The sequence below is a fragment of the Ensifer sp. LC163 genome (assembly GCF_001695855.1).
GTDB lineage: Bacteria > Pseudomonadota > Alphaproteobacteria > Rhizobiales > Rhizobiaceae > Ensifer.
The window spans coordinates 88,032-107,130 of record NZ_MBSS01000007.1; the positions used below are offsets into that span (position 1 = coordinate 88,032).

The following is a 19,099-nucleotide window of genomic DNA, read 5'->3' on the forward strand; positions in this document are numbered from 1 at the left end:
TTCCTACTTCTTCATCTGCTCCTTGAGAGCAGCAAGCTTGGCAAAGGGCGAATCCGGATCGATCGGCTTCTCCTTGCGGGGCGGACGCGCCTCGAACTTGGCCGCGTTGGGCTTGCCGCCGCGATCGTGACGATCATGGCGGTCCTGCCGCTGGCCACCCTCAGGCTTGCCCTCTTGCCGCTTGCCGCGCGCCGGTGCGCCGCCCTTGCGGCCGCCTTCGCGTCCCTCGCCCTGACCCTGGCCGTGACGCTGGCCACCACGGCGCTGATCGCCCTGATGACGACCACCCTGGCGCTGATTGTCCTGGCGGGTGCCCGGACGCCAGAGAAGGACCGGCTTGGCTTCGGCAGCCTCGGCTCCCTCGTCCGCGGTCACCTGGGAAGCGGCAGCTTCGCCTTCGGCGCTCGCCGGCTCGACGGAGGCAGATGCCTCAGCTTCAGCCGCCGGCTCGCCGTCGCCGCCTGCATCGGCGTCGTCGTGATCGGCAGCAGCTTCGGCTGAGGCTTCGCTCGGGGCCTCCGGCGCACCGCCCTGGCTTGCCAGGAACGCGGCGGCATCCTCGGCCTTCACGCTGTCGGCGCGGTAGCCAAGACCCTTGAGAATTTCTTCCATGTCATCCGGCGTCGCACCGAGAATGGAAAGCATGGAGGTCGTTGCGGTGAATCGACGGCCGTCATAGGCGCCTTCCGGACGCGGCTGCGCGCCCGGCTTCCACTGCAGCAACGGGCGGATGAGATCCGCCAGACGCTCGAGGATGTCGATGCGAACGGCACGCTTGCCGAGGAAACGGAAGCCCGCCAGCTTGTAGAAGGTCCGCTCGAACGAGGGATCGGTGACAACAGAGGTGCGGCCGGCAGCCAGCATCGGAATGAGATCGCCATAGCCGGGCTTGTCGAGACCGTCGTTCTTCAACGCCCAGAGCAGCGTGATGAGCTCGGCCGGGGCCGGCTTCAACAGCGCGGGCAGGAAGATATGGTAGGCGCCGAAGCGGACACCGTACTTGCGGATCGAGGCGCGGCCGTCCTGGTCCAGTGATTTCACCTCTTCGGCGACGTCGCGGCGGAACAACACGCCGAGATTTTCGACGAGCTGGAACGCCAGGCCCTTGGCGAGGCCTTCGAGATCCTCGGCGCGCGAGATATCGTCGAGCGGCTTCAAGACGGTGCCGATATGATGGTTCACGAAGCGCTCGATGCGGGCGACGACATGCTCGCGCGCATTGGCCTGCAGCTGCTCGTCGGCAAGCAGGATGACGCGCGGACGCATGACATGGTCGCTGGCCGCAAGCCGGGCTACCGGATCGCCGAGCCAACGCACCAGGCCGTCGGATGACAGCGCAAGGTCGCCATTGCCGGAGGCGTGCAGCCGCGCCGCACGCGCTTCGAACTCAAGCGCCAGCGCTTTCTGCGCAGCACCCTGCACGGCCTTGGCGTCCGGTCCGTCTCCGCCGGTCGCCAGCGTAAACCGGAAACCGGTTAGTTGTCCTACGTGATGGCCTTCAACGAAGACGTCACCATTCACACTGATTTCAGCTTCCAGCATAGCATTCTCTCTCAGGCGCTTCATGAGCACAGATGTCCTGCGATCAACAAAGCGTTTCGTCAACCGTTCATGTAGTGCGTCGGACAATCGATCTTCAATTTCCCGCGTCTTTTCTTGCCAGTGTGTCGGATCGGCAAGCCATCCGGGCCGGTTCGACACATAAGTCCAGGTTCTGATCTGCGCGATTCGCGCCGAAAGTGTGTCGATCTCGCCATCGGTAAAATCCGCCCGCCGGACCTGTTCGGCCATGAAATCCTCGTTCACGGTACCGCGACGGACGAGGTCGGCATAGATCGTGGAGATCAGATCGGCGTGTTGAGCCGGTGTAATGCGGCGATAATCCGGCAGAGCACAGGCTTCCCACAATTTCTCGACCCGGTCGGGCGCGGTCGCCAGATCGGCCACTTCGGGATAGCGCGACAAATGTTCGAACGCCTGCTGATCCACCGCAGGTAGTGCGCGCGCAAGTCCCGGAATCGTCGGCGCAGCATCGAGGCTCCGCTTCAGAGCGGCCAGCGAAGCGTAATCGAACGCCTTCGAGCGCCACTGCAGCACCTTGAGCGGATCGAATTCATGCGACTCGATGCGGTGCACGAGTTCGTTGTCGAACGGATCGACCCGGCCGGTGACGCCGAACGTACCGTCCCGCACATGGCGCCCGGCACGCCCCGCGATCTGCGCCAGTTCGGCCGGATTGAGATTGCGGAACTGGTAGCCGTCGAACTTGCGGTCCTGGGCAAAGGCAACATGGTCGACATCGAGGTTCAGCCCCATGCCGATCGCATCGGTTGCGACCAGATATTCGACATCGCCTTCCTGATAGAGCGCGACCTGCGCGTTGCGGGTGCGCGGCGACAGCGCCCCGAGAACGACGGCGGCGCCGCCGCGCTGGCGGCGGATCAACTCGGCAATCGCATAGACCTCGTCGGCCGAGAAGGCGACGATGGCCGAACGATGCGGCAGGCGGGTGATCTTCTTCGACCCGGCATAGAGCAGCTGCGACATGCGCGGCCGTTCGACGACGGTGATGCCCGGCAGCAACTGTTCGAGGAGCGGCCGCATCGTCGCGGCCCCGAGCAACAACGTCTCCCCGCGTCCGCGCAGGTAGAGCAGCCTGTCGGTGAAAATGTGCCCACGCTCGAGATCGCCGGCGAGCTGCACCTCGTCGATCGCCACGAAGGATGCCGTCGTCTCGCGCGGCATCGCTTCGACGGTGCAGACCGAATAGCGGGCGCGGTGTGGGGTGATCTTTTCCTCGCCGGTGATCAGCGCGACGTTGTGGTGGCCGACCTTTTCGACGACACGGGTATAGACCTCGCGCGCCAAAAGGCGCAGCGGCAGCCCGATGACGCCGCTGTCGTGCGCGACCATACGCTCGATCGCATAATGCGTCTTGCCGGTATTGGTTGGCCCGAGCACCGCGGTTACGCCGCGGCCGCTCAGGATCATGGGGTGAACGGACACGTCATCGATCCCGGGCATTCAGAAACATAAGAGGCGCCTTTACGCGCCGGCGGCAAACACATGCCCACGCACCGCAGCAAACGCAAGGGGCGCCGGCAACTAAAACCATTTCCCGGCAAACCTGAGGCGGTCCGCACCACCATATCTGGATGCGCGAAATTAAGACTCGGAACAGCCATGGAACGAATCGGCGACGAATCGCTGACTCCACTCGATTCACTGTATGTTCACGGCTACATATAGATTTCAACTGCCAATCTTGCACCACATGCTGAATCACGCCGCCGGTACCGAGTGCTGGGCGTACCACGGGCGTTAACCCAGGTTGCCGAAGCGTTAAAAGTGACAAAGGATTCGGAATCCAAGACTCTGGAAAGTTTAGGAAATTTTAACCGAAGATTCCGGTGGATTCAGCGGAATCAAGGAATGAGAATCGCCACATTAATACAACGATTAAAGCCGGAACGAATCGACGACGAATCGCAGACATCATCACGTTCCATTTTTGTTCTCCACAACATATAGTGTCTTCGCGCGAGACGAACAACAGATTCGGCAATGGCTTTCTGCCATTTTTCGGCAGTCCGCACGGCGTCGTTAACCACTTGCGGCCGCGCCAGGCGGGCGATGCAAACGCCAACGGCGCCCCCAAGGGAGCGCCGTCGAATTCGCCGAAGGCTGACGGATCAGACGAAAAACTGCCCGCCATTGGCAGAGATCGTCGAGCCCGTGATGAAGCCGGCATCGTCGGATGCGAGGAAAACCACGCAGCGCGCAATCTCCTCCGGCTCGCCCAGGCGGCCGACCGGGATCTGCGGAATGATCCGCTCGTTGAGAACCTTTTCCGGTATCGCCCGCACCATTTCAGTGCCGATGTAACCCGGGCAGATTGCATTGACAGTGATGCCCTTGGCAGCCCCTTCCTGCGAGAGCGCCTTGGTGAAGCCAAGGTCACCGGCCTTGGCGGCCGAATAATTCGCCTGCCCCATCTGGCCCTTCTGGCCGTTGATCGACGAAATGTTGATCACGCGCCCGAAGCTGCGGTCGCGCATGCCCGTCCAGACCGGATGGGTCATGTTGAACAGGCCGGTCAGGTTGGTGTTGACCACCTCGCCCCATTGCTCCGGCGTCATCTTGTGGAACATGGCATCGCGGGTGATGCCGGCGTTGTTGACGAGCACTTCGACCGGCCCGAGGTCGGCTTCGACCTTGGCAATGCCCTCGACGCAGGACTGATAGTTGGAGACATCCCACTTGTAGACCGGGATGCCGGTTTCTTCCCTGAAGGCCTGAGCCTTCTCGTCATTGCCGGCATAGTTGGCAGCAACCCTGTATCCTGCATTCTTCAGCGCGATGGAAATCGCAGCGCCAATGCCGCGTGATCCGCCCGTAACCAATGCTACCCTGCTCATGCTCGCCTCCCACTTGATTAATTCAGTTTATCAAAGGCCTTCTTGATCAGTTTTTCGCCCAGATGCTGCCCGTAGGTCTTGGCCGCGGCCTGAAACTGCGGATCGGCAAGCATGGACATTCCAACCTCGCACTTCATCAGCGCGAGGTTCATCATCAGGCTGCTCACCTGAATGAGATGCGATTTGACGTTGTCGCTGTCGTCGTTGAGCGCAGCGACGATCAGATTCTTGAAGATCGTTTCGTCATCGGACGTCGTGTGGTCCAGCATGCACTGAACCACCTTCGCCTGTTCGAACGGCGGGGGACTCGCATGCGCTTGAGCCGCCGACGACGCGACGAACAGGACTGAAAGGATCAATCCGCTGACATGACGCATGCGGCCGGGCCGGTTAGAGACGCTCGACGCACATGGCGACACCCATGCCGCCGCCGATGCACAGCGTCGCAAGGCCCTTGGAAACACCGCGACGCTTCATTTCGAACAACAGCGTGTTGAGAACACGGGCGCCCGACGCGCCGATCGGGTGACCGATCGCAATCGCACCGCCGTTGACGTTGACGATCGACGGGTCCCAGCCGAGGTCCTTGTTGACCGCGCAGGCCTGCGCCGCGAAGGCTTCGTTGGCTTCCACCAGTTCGACGTCGCCGATAGCCCAGCCGGCCTTCTCCAGCGCCTTGCGCGATGCCGGGATCGGGCCCGTGCCCATCACCTGCGGATCGACACCGGCCGTTGCCCAGGAGACGATGCGCGCGAGCGGCTGAATGCCGCGCTTGGAGGCCTCTGCCTCGGTCATCAGCAGGGTGGCGGCGGCGCCATCATTGAGGCCCGACGCGTTGCCGGCAGTCACTGTTCCTTCCTTGTCGAAGGCCGGACGCAGCTTGGTCATCTGGTCGAGCGTGGCGCCGTGACGGATATATTCATCCTGGTCGACGACGACGTCGCCCTTGCGGCCCTTGACCACGAACGGAACGATCTCGTCGGCGAAGCGGCCAGCCTTCTGCGCGGCCTCGGCCTTGTTCTGCGAGGCGAGCGCGAACTGGTCCTGCTCTTCACGGGTCAGCTGCCACTGGCGCGCGACATTCTCCGCGGTGATGCCCATGTGGTAGCCGTAGAAGGCGTCCGTCAGGCCATCCTTGATCATCGTGTCGATCATCTTGAAGTCGCCCATCTTCACACCGCCACGCAGGTGCGAGCAGTGCGGCGCCATCGACATCGACTCCATGCCGCCGGCAATGATGATGTCGGCATCGCCGCTGGCGATCTGCTGCATGCCGAGCGCGACGGCGCGCAGGCCGGAGCCGCAGAGCTGGTTCATGCCCCAGGCGGTTTTTTCCGGCGGAATGCCCGCCTTCATCGCGGCCTGGCGCGCCGGGTTCTGGCCTTCGCCTGCCTGCAGCACCTGCCCGAGGATCACCTCATCGACCTCGCTCGCCTCGACGCCGGCGCGTTCGAGCACCGCTTTGATGACGGCGGCGCCAAGCTCATGGGCCGGTGTGTTGCCGAAGGCACCGTTGAAGGATCCGACGGCGGTACGGGCCGCGCTGGCGATCACGATGGAGGGATTGCTCATGGGGACGTTTCCTCAGATTTTCTTGCGGTACGGCAGCAGACTGGCAAAGCGCGGGGCGCAAGTCAAACACCTTGATGCACTGCCGCAAAACCGTCATCCAGCACCGACTGCGAGATTTCGCACTTGCGTCGCCGCATCGCACAAAGACATTGTCAGCGGCATTCGTTTGCGGATACTCTGAAAAGTAGAAAAAGACGGACCGCGGGTAATGAGGAGACCCTGATGGCGAAGAACGAAGGCCAGATCGTAATCAAGAAATATGCGAACCGGCGGCTCTACAACACCGGGACCAGCACCTACGTCACGCTCGACGACCTGGCCGTGATGGTGAAGAAGGGCGAAGACTTTACCGTGCAGGATGCCAAGTCCGGCGAAGACATTACCCATTCGGTTCTGACGCAGATCATCTTCGAGCAGGAATCCAAGACCGGCAACACGCTGCTGCCGATTTCGTTCTTGCGCCAGCTGATTTCATTCTACGGCGACCAGATGCAGATGGTCGTGCCGAGCTATCTCGAGCACTCGATGCAGGCCTTTACCGAGCAGCAGGTGCAGATGCGCGAACAGATCAACAAGGCCTTCGGCGACACGCCGCTCGGCAAGAACCTGCAGGCACCGCTGCAACTGGTCGAGGAGCAGGTTCGCCGCAACACCGAAATGTTCCATCAGGCGATGCAGATGTTTTCGCCGTTCATCGCCTCGCCTCCTGTCAAGGAAACCAAGAAGGCGGAAGCCAAGGATATCGACGAGTTGAAGGAGCAATTGCGGGCCCTTCAGACCAAGCTCGACAACCTCGGTTGAGCGTTTCGCGACAACGCCGCGGCCCTCATCGACACGCGGCGTTGTGAGATTTCTTCAGTCTTCTTCAAAGACCGATTGATACATCCCGGCCGGCCGATCGCATCGACACGGAGAAGCCGGCGATGACGTCGATGAAGCTGATCGTCATCAGGATGAAGAAGATCTGCGTCGCCGCCGGGGCGACCAGCAGGAACTCGACCAGGAACGCGATGAACAGCACCATCGACAACAGATGGTCCATCAGCGCCCGCGTGCCGGTCCGGGTCGCCTTGAGAATTTCCACGAACAGCAGAAGCAGGGCCACGACGATCAGGAGGTCGCCGAAGCTCATCGCCCATGTCGCGCCGGAAAGCATGGACAGCGACATCACGCCGGCACCCAGCCCGGCCGTGCCGCCGAAGAGACCGAGCATGGCAAGGTTGTAGATGGCAAAGGGCAGGATCAGCAATGGAATGGCGGCAAGCATGAACAAATGCGCTCCCTCTTCGATGGGTGATCGCCGCATGCGCCACGTGACGCCAGAGATCACCACGCTTACTTACCGCACAATTCCCCAGATCGGATTCGATTTAGGGACAAAATTGTGCAGCAGATCAAAGTGTTACTGCGACCCTTGCGCGCCTGAACAGGCGCGGCGCTGTAATGCCAACCTGGGTTGGTATTAGCCGTCCTCTCCGTCGAGAAGATGTCAGGCATGCAAAAGAAAAGGGCTGGCAAAGCCAGCCCTTAACTCGGTCCGCCAATGTCAGCGCTTATGCGCTTTCCTTCGGGGTCAGAACCTGGCGACCACGGTACATGCCGGTCTTCAGGTCGATGTGGTGCGGGCGACGCAGTTCACCGGAGTTCTTGTCTTCGATGTAGGTCGGCGTCTTGAGGGCGTCGGCAGAACGGCGCATGCCACGCTTGGACGGGCTCGTTTTTCTTTTAGGTACAGCCATTTCATTCTCCACTTATCGGGCAAAACACTGTTCAGCAGCCGAAATGGCCGGATAAAACAGATGTTAATCACGGAAATTTGGCGCGCTTATACATGGCGAACTGCCGCTTGACCAGTCCCCGAGCGCAATTTTTCGACTCGCCCTCGCGAAGAGATCAAGTCAAACTTCGTCTTCGGCAACGATCCACGGCTCCGCTCGTGCGGCCGCTTCCCATTTGCGGGACGCCGGATGCGCCTTTACCCGCTCCATATACTCCAAAGTCACCGGGTCGCTAACGAGATTGTAGACGTCGAAGCGGTTAACCACAGGCGCGTACATCGCGTCCGCCGCGGTAAACGGTCCGAAGAGGAACGGACCGCCGGAGCGCGCAAGCGCCTCCGCCCAGACCGTCTCGATGCGGGCGACATCGGCGCGCACGTCGTCGGAAACCTCAAGCGCCTGTTTCTGCCGGCGGATGTTCATCGGGCAGGCACTGCGCAAGGCGCGAAAGCCGGACAGCATCTCGCAGGCATAGCTGCGCGCACGCGCCCGGTCCTGTTGCTCTTCCGGCCACAGGCCAGCCGCCGGAACCAGCTCGGCGACATATTCGATGATCGCCAGCGACTCCCAGATCTTGACGTCACCGTGCACGAGAAGCGGCACCCGTCCGGTTGGCGAGATTTCCCGGAGCTTGGGGTTCCCGGCTGCAAAATCGAAGGGAATGACGATGTCCTCGAAGGCAATGCCTGAGGCTTCGAGCGCCAACCAGGGCCGCAGCGACCAGGACGAGTAGTTCTTGTTACCGACGTAAAGGACGAGCTTGCTCACGATTGGATCTCCCTATGCATCCTGCCGTAACCCTTAGGCCACGGCGAGCATCAGGACCAATGAATAGACGTCATCTCAATCATAAAGGCAGGTGATGTATCCGCCCGACCGGCTGGCCCGGCGCTCGATCAGCGATGCCAGGCGCTTCAGTCCGCGCCCCGGTTTTCCGGCGTTGCGCTCTTTCGGATTGGGCAGCGAAACCGCGAGCAAGGCGGCCTGCCGCCTGGAAAGCTTGGCGGCGGAAACGCCGAAATGGTGGCGGGCGGCAGCCTCGATGCCGTAGATGCCATCGCCCCATTCGGCGACGTTCAGGTAGATTTCCATCATCCGCCGTTTGCTCCAGACGAAGTCGGCGACGATGGCGAGCGGCAGTTCCATCGCCTTGCGCACGAAGGAGCGGCCGTTCCAGAGAAAGAGGTTCTTCACCGTCTGCATCGGGATGGTGCTGGCGCCGCGCGTCGATTCCCCCTCGAGCGCATCCTCCACCACGCCGCGCATCTGCCCCCAGTCGACGCCGTCGTGGACGCAGAACTGGCCATCCTCCGACATCATCACCGATTGCACCAGCGCCGGGGCTATTTGGTCGAATTCGACCCACTGCCTGTTATAGCCGCGCAAAAGGACGAGGTCGCGCAGCATCAGCGTCGAAACCGGGCGAATGAAGTCGATGAGATAGAGCGCGATCAGCGCATAGGGCAGAAGCAACAGGCCGACAACGGCAAGAACGATGCGACGGCGATGCAAGCGCCACGTCCGACGGAGGGACGACCAGCGACTGGCGGACATATCGCCCTCCTCACGCGCCTCGGGAACGATGTCCACGGCCTGACTGTCCACCTCTCTGTCCATCCGTTTCTCTTAGTGCATGGGCTGGCAAAGTTGAACGGGCTTTCTGGCAAAAGGCAAGGCGCTCACAGGTCTGTCCTCGACAAAGCGCACCGCCGCGACACGAAAGCCCGTTGAAAGCGCCTTTCGCGCATGTCAAAGAGCGCTGCATGAGACAGGAAGCACCGACCTTCGAGACCCAATTGAAACGCAACGCGCATGCGATCGAGACGCTGCTCGGACGTCTGCTGGGTTTGAGCATCGAGCCCGACGAGATCGGGCGACCGGAAAACCTGCTCGGCGCGATGCGCCATGGCGTGCTCAACGGCGGCAAGCGGCTGCGCCCGTTTCTGGTGATCGAATGCGCCAGCCTGCTGGGCGGAAGCTTCGATGCAGCACTTCGTGTTGGTGCTGCGCTCGAATGCGTCCACTGCTACTCACTGGTCCATGACGACCTGCCGGCGATGGACGACGACGACATCCGGCGCGGCCAGCCGACCGTGCACAAGGCCTTCGATGAGGCCACGGCCATTCTGGCCGGCGACAGCCTGCTGACCTTCGCCTTCGACATCATCGCATCGCCGGAAACGCCGCTTGCCGACGCACAGAAGACCGCACTCGTGCTTGCGCTGGCGCGCGCTGCCGGCCATGGCGGCATGGCAGGCGGACAGGCGCTCGACCTTGCGGCAGAAAAATCCACTCCTGATGAAGCTGGCATCGTCACTCTGCAGGCGATGAAGACCGGCGCGCTTCTGCGCTTTGCCTGCGAGGCGGGCGCCATCGTTGCCGGCGCCGGCGCGATCGACCGCCAGCGTCTGCGCAGCTTCGGCGAAAAGATCGGCCTGGCCTTCCAACTCGCCGACGACCTGCTCGACCTCACGGCCGACGCCGAGACCATGGGCAAGGCAACCGGCAAGGATGCCGCGCGCGGCAAGGGCACGCTCGTCGCCCTCCACGGACAGGCCTGGGCCGAAAGCCGGCTGGAACAGTTGGTGGCAGAGGCCGAAGCTCTGCTCGAACCCTATGGCGAACGTTCGTCTATCCTTGCCGAAACCGCCCGCTTCATCGCCAATCGCAGGAATTGAACCGTGAGCAAATACTGGTCGCCCATCGTTTCGACGCTCAAGCCCTATGTGCCGGGCGAGCAGCCGCGCATCGCCAACCTCGTCAAGCTCAACACCAACGAGAGCCCGTACGGCCCGTCGGACAAGGTTCTGAGCGCGATCACCGCGGCGGCCAACGGCGATCTCAGGCTCTACCCCGACCCCTTAGCGCTTCGCCTGCGTGAAACGATCGCCGCCCGTCACGGGGTCACCGCCGGCGAGGTCTTCGTCGGCAATGGTTCGGACGAGGTTCTCGCCCACATCTTTGCCGGGCTCTTGAAGCACGACGCTCCGCTGCTCTACCCCGACATTTCCTACAGCTTCTACTCGACTTACGCCCGGCTGTTTGCGATCGACGCCGTCGAAGTGCCGCTCGACGCGCAATTCCGCATCGACCTTGCCGATTACGACAGGGCGTGCGGTGCCATCATCCTGCCCAATCCGAATGCACCGACCGGCATCGGCTTGCCGCTTGCCGAAATCGAGCGCCTCGTTGCCGCCCATCCGGAGCAGCCGGTCGTCATCGACGAGGCCTATATCGACTTCGGCGGCCAGTCGGCGATCGCGCTGGTGCCGAAATACGAGAACCTGCTGGTCGTCCAGACCTTCTCCAAGTCCCGTGCGCTCGCCGGCCTGCGCGTCGGCTTCGCCATCGGCCAGCGGCCGCTGATCGAGGCGCTGGAGCGGGTGAAGGACAGCTTCAACTCCTACCCGCTTGGCCGCCCGGCCCAGGCCGGAGCGATCGCTGCGATTGAAGACGAGGCCTGGTTCGAAACGACGCGCGAGAAGATCATCGCATCGCGTCAGCGCCTCACCGGTCAGCTCGCCGAGCGCGGCTTCGAGGTCCTGCCGTCTGAGGCGAATTTCGTTTTCGCCCGCCATTCCGGCCAATCCGGCGAGACGCTGATGCAGGCGCTTCGCGACCGCGCCGTGCTCGTGCGCCATTTCGCCAAGCCGCGGATCTCCGATTTCCTGCGCATCACCGTCGGCACCGATGCCGAATGCGCGCGGCTGATCGAGGCGCTCGACGACATTCTATGATCCGTGGCTCTGCCACTTGGCCGCGAAAGACCCATTCGCTACTGCATAATTCCTTAAATCGGAATCGATTCAAGGAATTATGCAGCAACTCAAAGTGTTACAGCGACCTTTGCGCGTCTAAATAGACGCGCGGCGCTGTAAGGATCCAGCGATCCATGCCGGGGCCCTGTCCATGTTCGACCTTTCGCCTTACCTCTCGCAACTCGCGGTCGCCTGGACCGCCTATCTGATTGTGACCGCATCGCCGGGCCCGGCCGTGCTTGCGATCATCACCACCTCGATCAGCCAGGGGCGCAAGGCGGGCCTGGCGCTTGCCTTCGGCGTGCTCTCGGGCAGCTACACCTGGGCGATGCTGACGGCATCCGGCCTTTCCGCGCTCATCAGCGCCTACGGACAGGTGCTCGTCATCCTGAAGATCGCTGGTGCCTGCTATCTGTTCTGGCTCGCCTACAACGCGCTGCGCGCCGCCATGCGTGGACAGACGCCACGAGCGGCGATGCCGGGTCAGGCACAGGCCTCGCTGAAGAAGCTCTATCTCAAGGGGCTCGGCATCCACCTGACCAATCCCAAGGCCATTTTCTCCTGGATCATGCTGGTCTCGCTCGGCATGCCCGCCGGCGCACCGACTACCGTTACCGCAGCCTTCATCGCCGGCTGCATGGTGCTCGGTCTCGTGACGTTCTGCGGTTTTGCGATCGTGTTCTCGCTGCCGCCGGTGCACCGCGGCTATCTCAAGTCGCGGCGCGTCATCGAGAGCCTGATGGCGGGCTTCTTCGCTTTCGCAGGATTGAAATTGCTGACGACGCGGCTCTGACCTAGAACGCTTCCGGCTCAAGAAGAATCGCTCTATCTCTTTGTTTTTACGCATTTCCTGGCGGAAAACCGCTTCGCACTTTTCCTGGAAGCGCTCTATTCGGCCGCAGCCTGGCCCTGGCCGTAGCGTTTCTCGATATAGTCGGAAACGAGCGTCTCGAAATCGCCGGCGATATCAGGGCCGCGCAGGGTCATTGCCTTCTGGCCGTCGATGAAGACCGGTGCTGCCGGCGTTTCGCCGGTACCCGGCAGCGAGATGCCGATATCGGCATGCTTGCTTTCGCCGGGGCCGTTGACGATGCAGCCCATGACCGCGACCTTGAGGCCTTCGACACCCGGATATTTCTCACGCCAGACCGGCATGTTGCGGCGGATGTCGTCCTGAATCTTCTGGGCGAGTTCCTGAAACACCGTCGACGTCGTGCGGCCGCATCCCGGACAAGCGGCAACGACGGGAATGAACTGGCGGAAGCCCATAACCTGCAGCAGCTCCTGCGCCACCTGCACCTCGCGGGTGCGGTCGCCGCCCGGCTCCGGCGTCAGCGAGATGCGGATCGTGTCGCCGATACCCTGCTGCATGAGAATGCCGAGCGAGGCGGAGGAGGCGACGATGCCCTTGGTGCCCATGCCGGCTTCGGTGAGACCCAGATGCAGCGCATGATCGGAGCGCGTCGACAGCATGGCATAGACGGCGATCAGGTCCTGGACGCCCGAAACCTTGGCCGAAAGAATGATGCGGTTGCGCGGCAGGCCGATGTCTTCGGCAAGCTCGGCCGAAAGAAGGGCCGACTGCACGATGGTCTCGCGTGTCACCTGTTGGGCGGTCAGCGGAAAACCATTCGCCTGGTTCTCGTCCATCAGCCGCGTCAACAGCTCCTGGTCGAGCGAGCCCCAGTTGACGCCGATGCGCACCGGCTTGTCGTAGCGGATCGCCATCTCGACGATCTCGGCGAACTGTTTGTCCTTCTTGTCCTTGAAGCCGACATTGCCCGGATTGATGCGGTACTTCGCCAGCGCCTCGGCGCAGGCCGGATGGTCGGCAAGCAGCTTGTGGCCGATATAATGGAAATCGCCGACGAGCGGGACGTCGAGGCCGAGGCGCAGCAGCCGATCACGGATCTTCGGCACGGCAGCCGCACTCTCGTCGCGGTCGACGGTGATGCGCACCAGCTCCGAGCCGGCTTTGTGAAGGGCCGCCACCTGCGCCACCGTTCCGTCGATATCGGCGGTGTCGGTATTGGTCATCGACTGGACGACCACCGGCGCACCGCCGCCGACTATGACACCGCCGACATCGACGGCGACGGACGCACGGCGGGGCTGCGGATCAAAATCGAAGGCGGCAGACATGAAGGCCTCTTGGTCCCCCAGGTCACGCCTGTGACCTGGTCTCATCGTTTCTGAGCGGGATGCGGACGGAAAACCGCATAAGCTTTTGCCCGCCCCGCTCCTGCTTTTCGTCCATCAGGTGGATGAGGAAAGCATCATTGTCAACGGCGACATCATGCCCTGACGGCGATTTGATGGCAGGCGCCCGGCCTCAATGCCCTTTTGCGTGGTCCGCATGCACCGCATGATGGGACAGCAGGAGCACCACGATGAACAGCACCGGCACCGAGGCGAAGATGATCGCAAAGCCGGTGTGCTCGGCAACAAAGCCGATCAGCGACGGTGCGAACAGCATGCCGGAATAGCCCATGAACGTTGCGACCGAGAGCCCGATGCCCGGCTGCAGGCCTGGCATGTTGCCGGCGGCCGAAAACGCGATCGGCACCATGTTGGAAATGCCGATGCCGGCAATCGCGAAACCGAGGATGGCGAGATAGGCGTTCGGCGCGAGTCCAGCCAGGACCATGCCGACAAGCGCCGTCACCGTGCAGATGCGCAGCGTCCGCTTGGCGCCGAAGCGATCGCGGACATGGTCGCCGGCAAAGCGCATCGTCGCCATGGTCGCCGAGAAGGCGGCAAAGCCGAAACCCGATAGTTCGACGGTGGCGCCGAGTTCGTTGCGCAGGTAAAGCGCACCCCAGTCGAGCACGGTTCCCTCCGGCACCATCGAAAACAACGCCATGATGCCGATCAGCCAGGGAAGCGGCGTCATCGGCAGGCGGAGCTTCTCCTTGGTGGCGGTGGGATGCGGCTTGTCGGCCAGGATCATCGGCCAGGCGATGGCGATGACGGTGAGGCTGAGCAGCGTCACGACCATGACATGCGGCAGGACGCCGAAGCGCGCCATCAGGAAACCGCCGATGCCGGCACCGATCAGGCCACCGAGGCTCCAATAGGCATGGCAGGACGACATGATGGCACGGCGCATCGATTTTTCGACCTCGACCGCATTGGCGTTCATTGCCACGTCCATGGCGCCGACGAAGCCGCCGAGCAGGAACATGCCGACGGCGGCAGCCCAGACGTTCGGCAGCAGCGTCAAGAGCAAAAGCAGCGGCGACAGCAGGATGGCCGTAACCTTGACGACCTTCTGCGAGCCGACCCGGGCAATGAAGCCACCGGCGATCGGCATCAGCACCAGCGAGCCGATGCCGAACATCAGGATGAGCAGGCCGAGCACGCTTTCGCTGATGCCCAGCCGATCCTTGAATTCGGGGATCTTCGGCGCCCAGCTTCCGGTGACGAAACCGTTCATCAGGAACAGCAGCGACACGGCGAGCCGGTTGCGGGTCATGTAACCCTGCCGGACGGCGGTGGGAGCGGAACGTTGATCCATGATTTTGCCTCTATGCCGGAAGCCGCCGGCTCAAATTGTGATTTCGATCAGATTGCCGTCGGGGTCGCGAAGCACCGCCTCATAGAAGCCGTCGCCCGTCCACCGCGCTGGCGATACCAGAATGCCCTCAGCCTCGGCCCGGGCCGCCATGGCGTCGACCGCCGCTTCGCTGCCGAGCGACAGGGCGACATGCGCCAGGCCCGTGCGCTCGACGCCTTCCGGGTCGGCCGGAGCCACCCAAGGCCCCTCCATGATTTCGATTGCCGGCCCGTCGCCAAGGGTCAGAAAGCGGGAGCGAAAACCCGGGCGGCGCCGGCTCTCATAGACGTCGCCGATGCTGGCGCCGAAAAAATTCGACCAGAAGGATGCAACCGCCTCCAGATCCCTGGTCCAAAGGGCCACATGGGCGATGCTCATCGTTCGCTTCCTCCCGCCATGACGACGGTCGTCCCCGACGCCTCGAAGGCGGCGACGTGGTGCGCCGGCGCGTCGGCCTCCAGCACCAGCGTCGTCACCTCGTCGATGCCGACGATCGCATGGGACGCGGCCGTGCCGAGCTTGTCGTTGGTAACAGCGACGAGCAGGGCGCGGCTGCGCGAGGCAATCAGCCGCTTGAACTCGGCATCCTCGAAATAGATCGCCGTCAGGCCGGCATCGACATCGGCACCACAGGTGCCGAGGATGCAAAGGTCGGGGCGCAGTTGCTCGATATCCCGCTGCGCCCGCGCGCCGACTGCGGCGCCGACGGCGCGATTGAGCGGGCCGCCGACAAGGATCAGGTCGATGCCCGGCTTCTCCATCAGGGCGGCAGCGATCAGCGGCGTGTTGGTAACAATAGTGGCCGTCAGATCCGGCTCGATAAGCTCGGCGATGGCGAGATTGGTCGAGCCGGCATCGAGGAACACCGTGCTACCAGGCGCGATGAAGCCGACCGAGGCGCGCGCAAGCGCTGCCTTGCGCTCCGGCGCCATGGCCACGCGCTGGCTCAATGTCAGCGAACTCGGCGCGAGCGGCAGCGCGCCGCCATAGACCCGTTCGCAGAGGCCCGCTGCCGCCATCTCGCGCAGATCACGCCGGATCGTATCTTCCGAAACCCGGAACTCTGCGGCGAGATCAGCGGCCAGCACCCGGCCGTCGGCCTTCAGCCGTTCCTGGATGCGTGTCTTTCGTTCGCGAAGGAGGAGTTCCGTGGACATTTCGCCAATCGTGCATAAACGTGCATGAATCGATGAAAATGTGCATATCGAATTTTGAAAGCGATTTCAACCCGCGATCAGGCACCCCGATCGAAAAGGGCCAGATTTAACGACAGGCGCGCCTTCCGGATGAAAATTCTGCCGATCCGGGGAAAAATCTTCATCAAAACGCTCAGGAATTGGAGTTTTATGCGCTCAAGCGACGATTTTTTTGTGCGATTGTCCCCTCAATCCGGACGACGGGCCGGAACATGAGAAAGATGGAAAGACACGATGAAACTCCTCCCCACGCTTTTCGCCGCCGCCCTCCTGCAGGTTTCCGCCTTCGCCCCGGCTGAGGCCGGTGAGAACCTCGACCAGGTCAAGTCCGCGGGCGTTCTGAAGATCGGCACCGAAGGCACCTATGCGCCCTTCACCTACCATGACAAGTCAGGCGCGCTCGTCGGCTTCGACGTCGAGATCGGCGAGGAAGTAGCCAAGAAGCTGGGCGTCAAGGCCGAGTTCCTGGAAGGCAAGTGGGACGGCCTGATCGCCGGCCTCGACGCCAACCGCTACGACGCGGTGATCAACCAGGTCGGCATCACCGAGGAGCGCAAGAAGAAGTACGACTTCTCCGAGCCCTATATCGCCTCCAAGGCCGTGCTGATCGTCAAGGGCGACGATGCCGAGATCAAGGGCTTTGCCGACCTCAAGGGTAAGAAGTCGGCCCAGTCGCTGACGAGCAACTTCGGCAAGCTGGCTGAGGCTTCCGGCGCCGAGCTCGTCGGCACCGACGGCTTCGACCAGTCGATCCAGCTGGTTCTGACCGGCCGCGCCGATGCGACCATCAACGACAGCCTCTCCTTCCTCGACTTCAAGAAGCAGAAGCCGGACGCCAACGTGAAGATCGCCGCCGAGCAGGCCGACGCCGATTATTCCGGCATCATCATCCGCAAGGGCGAGCCGGAACTTCTCGACGCCATCAACAAGGCGCTCGCCGACATCAAGGCGGACGGTACCTACGAGAAGATTTCGCAGAAGTACTTCGGCGCCGACGTCTCGAAGTAACATCCGCCTGAGATCGAGGCCGGTTTCTCTCCCGGCCTTTCTCGCTATAGCGCGACGCGCCAGACATGACGCGCAAAGGATGCTGTAACGCTTTAAACTTGCTGCATAATCTCTGCCTTAAATCGATTTCGGTTTAGGGCATTATGCAGTATGAATCGCGATCCGTTCCGGTCTCCGGAGCGGATCGCGCTTTTTCGAAAGGCCTGTCCCTTGCCAACCTGGCTCCAACTCATGCTGGATTCGCTGCCGTCCCTGCTTTGGGCCGGGCTGACATTCACCATCCCGCTGACGCTGCTTTCGTTCATTCTCGGCCTGGCGCTTGGCCTGGTGACGGCGATCGCCCGCCTCTTCGGCCCGGCGCCGGTCGTCGCGGTCGCGCGGTTCTATGTCTGGGTCATCCGCGGCACGCCGCTGCTCGTCCAACTCTTCGTGATCTTTTACGGCCTGCCGAGCATGGGCATCCTGCTCGACGCCTTCCCGGCCGCGCTGATCGGCTTCACGCTCAACGTCGGCGCCTACACCTCGGAGATCATCCGCGCGGTGATCTCCTCGGTGCCGCGCGGACAATGGGAAGCGGCCCATTCGATCGGCATGAGCTGGAGCCAGGCGATGCGGCGCACGATCCTGCCGCAGGCGGCGCGCGTTGCCGTGCCGCCACTGTCCAACACCTTCATCTCGCTGGTGAAGGATACTTCGCTTGCCGCCGCGATCACGGTTCCTGAGCTCTTCCAGACGGCCCAGCGCATCGTCGCCACCACCTACGAGCCGTTGATCCTCTATATCGAGGCGGCACTGATCTATCTCGCCATGAGCTCCGTGCTCTCCGCCCTGCAGGTGCGGCTGGAGCGCCGGTTCGCCCGCTATGGCGGCTTCCTGGAGGCACGGACATGATCGAGCTTTCCCACATCGAAAAACGCTTCGGCGACAATCTCGTGCTGAAGGATATCTCCGTGACGCTGGCCGAAGGCACGGTGACGGCGCTGGTCGGCCCTTCCGGCGGCGGCAAGAGCACGCTTCTGCGCTGCATCAACCTCCTGGAGATCCCGACGTCAGGCTCGATCCGGCTTGGCGACGAGACGCTGGACTTCCTGCCGGGGCGCAAGACCGGCTTTCAGGCGATCCAGCGCCTGCGCCGCCAGACCGGCATGGTGTTCCAGAATTTTCAGCTTTTCCCGCACCAGACCGCACTCGGCAATGTCATGGAAGGGCTTGTGACCGTCTTGAAATGGCCGGCCGATAGGGCGCGCGCGCGCGCCATGGAACTGCTTGAAAAGGTCGGCATGGCCCACAAGGCCGATGCCTGGCCGGCAACGCTCTCCGGCGGCCAGCAGCAGCGCGTGGCGATCGCCCGTGCGCTGGCACCGTCGCCGCGCGTCCTTCTCTGCGACGAGCCGACCTCGGCGCTCGATCCGGAGCTGGCCGAAGAAGTGGTCGAAGTGCTGGGCCGGCTTGCGCGCGAAGGCACGACGATGGTGATGGCAACGCATGACCTCAGGCTCGCCTCGCGCGTCGCCGACAAGGTGGTCTTCCTCGACGGCGGCGTGATCGTCGAAAGCGGTGCCCCGAAAACGATCTTCTCGACGCCGGAGCGCGAGCGCACCAAGAAGTTCATCGCCTCGCTGAGCGCCCCGCACAGCTACGATATCTAAGCGGCGGATCGCCCGTCAGGATGTTGAAGGGCGGCGGACAACGTACCCTCTTACTCTCGCTCGTCATCCTCGGGCTTGACCCGAGGATCCACGCCCAGGGTTGGGGCCTTCGCAGTATTCTAAGATGCCTTCGATGGCGGCCAACCCCTGTCGATGAAGTTCGC

Annotated in this window: 19 protein-coding genes; 7 read left to right on the forward strand and 12 right to left on the reverse strand. The window is 62.7% G+C overall.

Annotation, left to right across the window (positions count from 1 at the left end; translation table 11 throughout):
• Positions 1-3: 3 nt before the first annotated feature.
• The 4 genes from BC360_RS07095 to BC360_RS07110 all read right to left on the reverse strand — a co-directional run bounded on the left by BC360_RS07095 (position 4) and on the right by BC360_RS07110 (position 5,990).
• Positions 4-2,991, reverse strand: a complete 2,988-nt coding sequence (locus BC360_RS07095) for a DEAD/DEAH box helicase (RefSeq protein ID WP_065794703.1) — start codon at positions 2,989-2,991, stop codon at positions 4-6.
• Positions 2,992-3,692: 701 nt separating this feature from the next.
• Positions 3,693-4,418: a beta-ketoacyl-ACP reductase gene (locus tag BC360_RS07100; RefSeq protein ID WP_065794704.1), complete on the reverse strand. Its 726-nt coding sequence runs from the start codon at positions 4,416-4,418 to the stop codon at positions 3,693-3,695.
• 17 nt (positions 4,419-4,435) lie between these two features.
• On the reverse strand, positions 4,436-4,687 hold the full coding sequence (locus BC360_RS32095; protein WP_065794705.1) for a hypothetical protein: 252 nt from the start codon (positions 4,685-4,687) through the stop codon (positions 4,436-4,438).
• Positions 4,688-4,808: 121 nt separating this feature from the next.
• Positions 4,809-5,990 carry an acetyl-CoA C-acetyltransferase gene (locus BC360_RS07110; RefSeq protein WP_065794706.1) on the reverse strand — a complete coding sequence of 394 codons (1,182 nt, stop codon included), beginning with the start codon at positions 5,988-5,990 and terminating at the stop codon, positions 4,809-4,811.
• Positions 5,991-6,212: 222 nt separating this feature from the next.
• On the opposite strand from BC360_RS07110, the gene phaR reads away from it, so the two are divergent.
• Positions 6,213-6,791, forward strand: a complete 579-nt coding sequence (phaR, locus tag BC360_RS07115; RefSeq protein ID WP_065794707.1) for a polyhydroxyalkanoate synthesis repressor PhaR — start codon at positions 6,213-6,215, stop codon at positions 6,789-6,791.
• Between the two features lie 64 nt (positions 6,792-6,855).
• Here the strand turns inward: phaR and BC360_RS07120 are convergent, their stop codons facing one another.
• From BC360_RS07120 to mtgA, 4 genes are all read right to left on the reverse strand, one after another.
• Positions 6,856-7,257 carry a hypothetical protein gene (locus BC360_RS07120; protein WP_025425224.1) on the reverse strand — a complete coding sequence of 134 codons (402 nt, stop codon included), beginning with the start codon at positions 7,255-7,257 and terminating at the stop codon, positions 6,856-6,858.
• A gap of 286 nt (positions 7,258-7,543) precedes the next feature.
• Positions 7,544-7,729, reverse strand: coding sequence for a 50S ribosomal protein L32 (rpmF, locus tag BC360_RS07125; protein ID WP_025425225.1), 186 nt, complete (start codon positions 7,727-7,729; stop codon positions 7,544-7,546).
• Between the two features lie 159 nt (positions 7,730-7,888).
• Positions 7,889-8,536 carry a glutathione S-transferase family protein gene (locus tag BC360_RS07130; RefSeq protein WP_065794708.1) on the reverse strand — a complete coding sequence of 216 codons (648 nt, stop codon included), beginning with the start codon at positions 8,534-8,536 and terminating at the stop codon, positions 7,889-7,891.
• 75 nt (positions 8,537-8,611) lie between these two features.
• A complete protein-coding gene (mtgA, locus tag BC360_RS07135; RefSeq protein ID WP_065794749.1) occupies positions 8,612-9,358 on the reverse strand; it encodes a monofunctional biosynthetic peptidoglycan transglycosylase in 747 nt (248 codons plus the stop codon).
• 173 nt (positions 9,359-9,531) lie between these two features.
• Between mtgA and BC360_RS07140 the strand changes: the two genes are divergently transcribed.
• From BC360_RS07140 to BC360_RS07150, 3 genes are all read left to right on the forward strand, one after another.
• Positions 9,532-10,446: a polyprenyl synthetase family protein gene (locus BC360_RS07140; protein WP_065794748.1), complete on the forward strand. Its 915-nt coding sequence runs from the start codon at positions 9,532-9,534 to the stop codon at positions 10,444-10,446.
• Positions 10,447-10,449: 3 nt separating this feature from the next.
• Positions 10,450-11,505, forward strand: a complete 1,056-nt coding sequence (gene hisC, locus BC360_RS07145) for a histidinol-phosphate transaminase (RefSeq protein WP_065794709.1) — start codon at positions 10,450-10,452, stop codon at positions 11,503-11,505.
• A gap of 172 nt (positions 11,506-11,677) precedes the next feature.
• Positions 11,678-12,319: a LysE family translocator gene (locus tag BC360_RS07150; protein ID WP_065794710.1), complete on the forward strand. Its 642-nt coding sequence runs from the start codon at positions 11,678-11,680 to the stop codon at positions 12,317-12,319.
• Between the two features lie 95 nt (positions 12,320-12,414).
• Here the strand turns inward: BC360_RS07150 and ispG are convergent, their stop codons facing one another.
• The 4 genes from ispG to BC360_RS07170 all read right to left on the reverse strand — a co-directional run bounded on the left by ispG (position 12,415) and on the right by BC360_RS07170 (position 16,239).
• The gene (gene ispG / locus BC360_RS07155; RefSeq protein ID WP_065794711.1) at positions 12,415-13,668 is read right to left on the reverse strand and encodes a flavodoxin-dependent (E)-4-hydroxy-3-methylbut-2-enyl-diphosphate synthase; all 1,254 of its coding nucleotides are present in this window, start codon (positions 13,666-13,668) and stop codon (positions 12,415-12,417) included.
• A 190-nt stretch (positions 13,669-13,858) separates the two neighbouring features.
• Positions 13,859-15,043, reverse strand: a complete 1,185-nt coding sequence (locus BC360_RS07160; RefSeq protein ID WP_065794712.1) for an MFS transporter — start codon at positions 15,041-15,043, stop codon at positions 13,859-13,861.
• A 30-nt stretch (positions 15,044-15,073) separates the two neighbouring features.
• Entirely contained in the window at positions 15,074-15,460 is a 387-nt protein-coding gene (locus BC360_RS07165; protein ID WP_065794713.1) for a VOC family protein, read from the reverse strand.
• Entirely contained in the window at positions 15,457-16,239 is a 783-nt protein-coding gene (locus tag BC360_RS07170) for a DeoR/GlpR family DNA-binding transcription regulator (RefSeq protein WP_065794714.1), read from the reverse strand. The genes BC360_RS07165 and BC360_RS07170 overlap by 4 nt, the downstream gene beginning before the upstream one ends.
• A gap of 273 nt (positions 16,240-16,512) precedes the next feature.
• Between BC360_RS07170 and BC360_RS07175 the strand changes: the two genes are divergently transcribed.
• The 3 genes from BC360_RS07175 to BC360_RS07185 all read left to right on the forward strand — a co-directional run bounded on the left by BC360_RS07175 (position 16,513) and on the right by BC360_RS07185 (position 18,935).
• Positions 16,513-17,286 (forward strand): amino acid ABC transporter substrate-binding protein, encoded by a 774-nt coding sequence (locus BC360_RS07175; RefSeq protein WP_065794715.1) that lies wholly within the window; start codon positions 16,513-16,515, stop codon positions 17,284-17,286.
• Positions 17,287-17,496: 210 nt separating this feature from the next.
• Positions 17,497-18,177 (forward strand): amino acid ABC transporter permease, encoded by a 681-nt coding sequence (locus tag BC360_RS07180; RefSeq protein ID WP_065793348.1) that lies wholly within the window; start codon positions 17,497-17,499, stop codon positions 18,175-18,177.
• Positions 18,174-18,935, forward strand: a complete 762-nt coding sequence (locus tag BC360_RS07185) for an amino acid ABC transporter ATP-binding protein (RefSeq protein ID WP_065784515.1) — start codon at positions 18,174-18,176, stop codon at positions 18,933-18,935. The genes BC360_RS07180 and BC360_RS07185 overlap by 4 nt, the downstream gene beginning before the upstream one ends.
• Positions 18,936-19,099 lie beyond the last annotated feature (164 nt).

What these genes read in the sequence shown, in the direction of transcription:
- BC360_RS07095 (WP_065794703.1), bottom strand. Translation starts at nt 2,991, where the DNA reads ATGATCCTGAGCGGCCGCGGCGTAACCGCGGTGCTCGGGCCAACCAAT.
- BC360_RS07150 (WP_065794710.1), top strand. Translation starts at nt 11,678, where the DNA reads ATGTTCGACCTTTCGCCTTACCTCTCGCAACTCGCGGTCGCCTGGACC.
- BC360_RS07110 (WP_065794706.1), bottom strand. Translation starts at nt 5,990, where the DNA reads ATGAGCAATCCCTCCATCGTGATCGCCAGCGCGGCCCGTACCGCCGTC.
- BC360_RS07140 (WP_065794748.1), top strand. Translation starts at nt 9,532, where the DNA reads ATGAGACAGGAAGCACCGACCTTCGAGACCCAATTGAAACGCAACGCG.
- BC360_RS07160 (WP_065794712.1), bottom strand. Translation starts at nt 15,043, where the DNA reads ATGGATCAACGTTCCGCTCCCACCGCCGTCCGGCAGGGTTACATGACC.
- BC360_RS07165 (WP_065794713.1), bottom strand. Translation starts at nt 15,460, where the DNA reads ATGAGCATCGCCCATGTGGCCCTTTGGACCAGGGATCTGGAGGCGGTT.
- BC360_RS07100 (WP_065794704.1), bottom strand. Translation starts at nt 4,418, where the DNA reads ATGAGCAGGGTAGCATTGGTTACGGGCGGATCACGCGGCATTGGCGCT.
- phaR (WP_065794707.1), top strand. Translation starts at nt 6,213, where the DNA reads ATGGCGAAGAACGAAGGCCAGATCGTAATCAAGAAATATGCGAACCGG.
- BC360_RS32095 (WP_065794705.1), bottom strand. Translation starts at nt 4,687, where the DNA reads ATGCTGGACCACACGACGTCCGATGACGAAACGATCTTCAAGAATCTG.
- ispG (WP_065794711.1), bottom strand. Translation starts at nt 13,668, where the DNA reads ATGTCTGCCGCCTTCGATTTTGATCCGCAGCCCCGCCGTGCGTCCGTC.
- BC360_RS07120 (WP_025425224.1), bottom strand. Translation starts at nt 7,257, where the DNA reads ATGCTTGCCGCCATTCCATTGCTGATCCTGCCCTTTGCCATCTACAAC.
- BC360_RS07175 (WP_065794715.1), top strand. Translation starts at nt 16,513, where the DNA reads ATGAAACTCCTCCCCACGCTTTTCGCCGCCGCCCTCCTGCAGGTTTCC.
- rpmF (WP_025425225.1), bottom strand. Translation starts at nt 7,729, where the DNA reads ATGGCTGTACCTAAAAGAAAAACGAGCCCGTCCAAGCGTGGCATGCGC.
- BC360_RS07170 (WP_065794714.1), bottom strand. Translation starts at nt 16,239, where the DNA reads ATGTCCACGGAACTCCTCCTTCGCGAACGAAAGACACGCATCCAGGAA.
- BC360_RS07185 (WP_065784515.1), top strand. Translation starts at nt 18,174, where the DNA reads ATGATCGAGCTTTCCCACATCGAAAAACGCTTCGGCGACAATCTCGTG.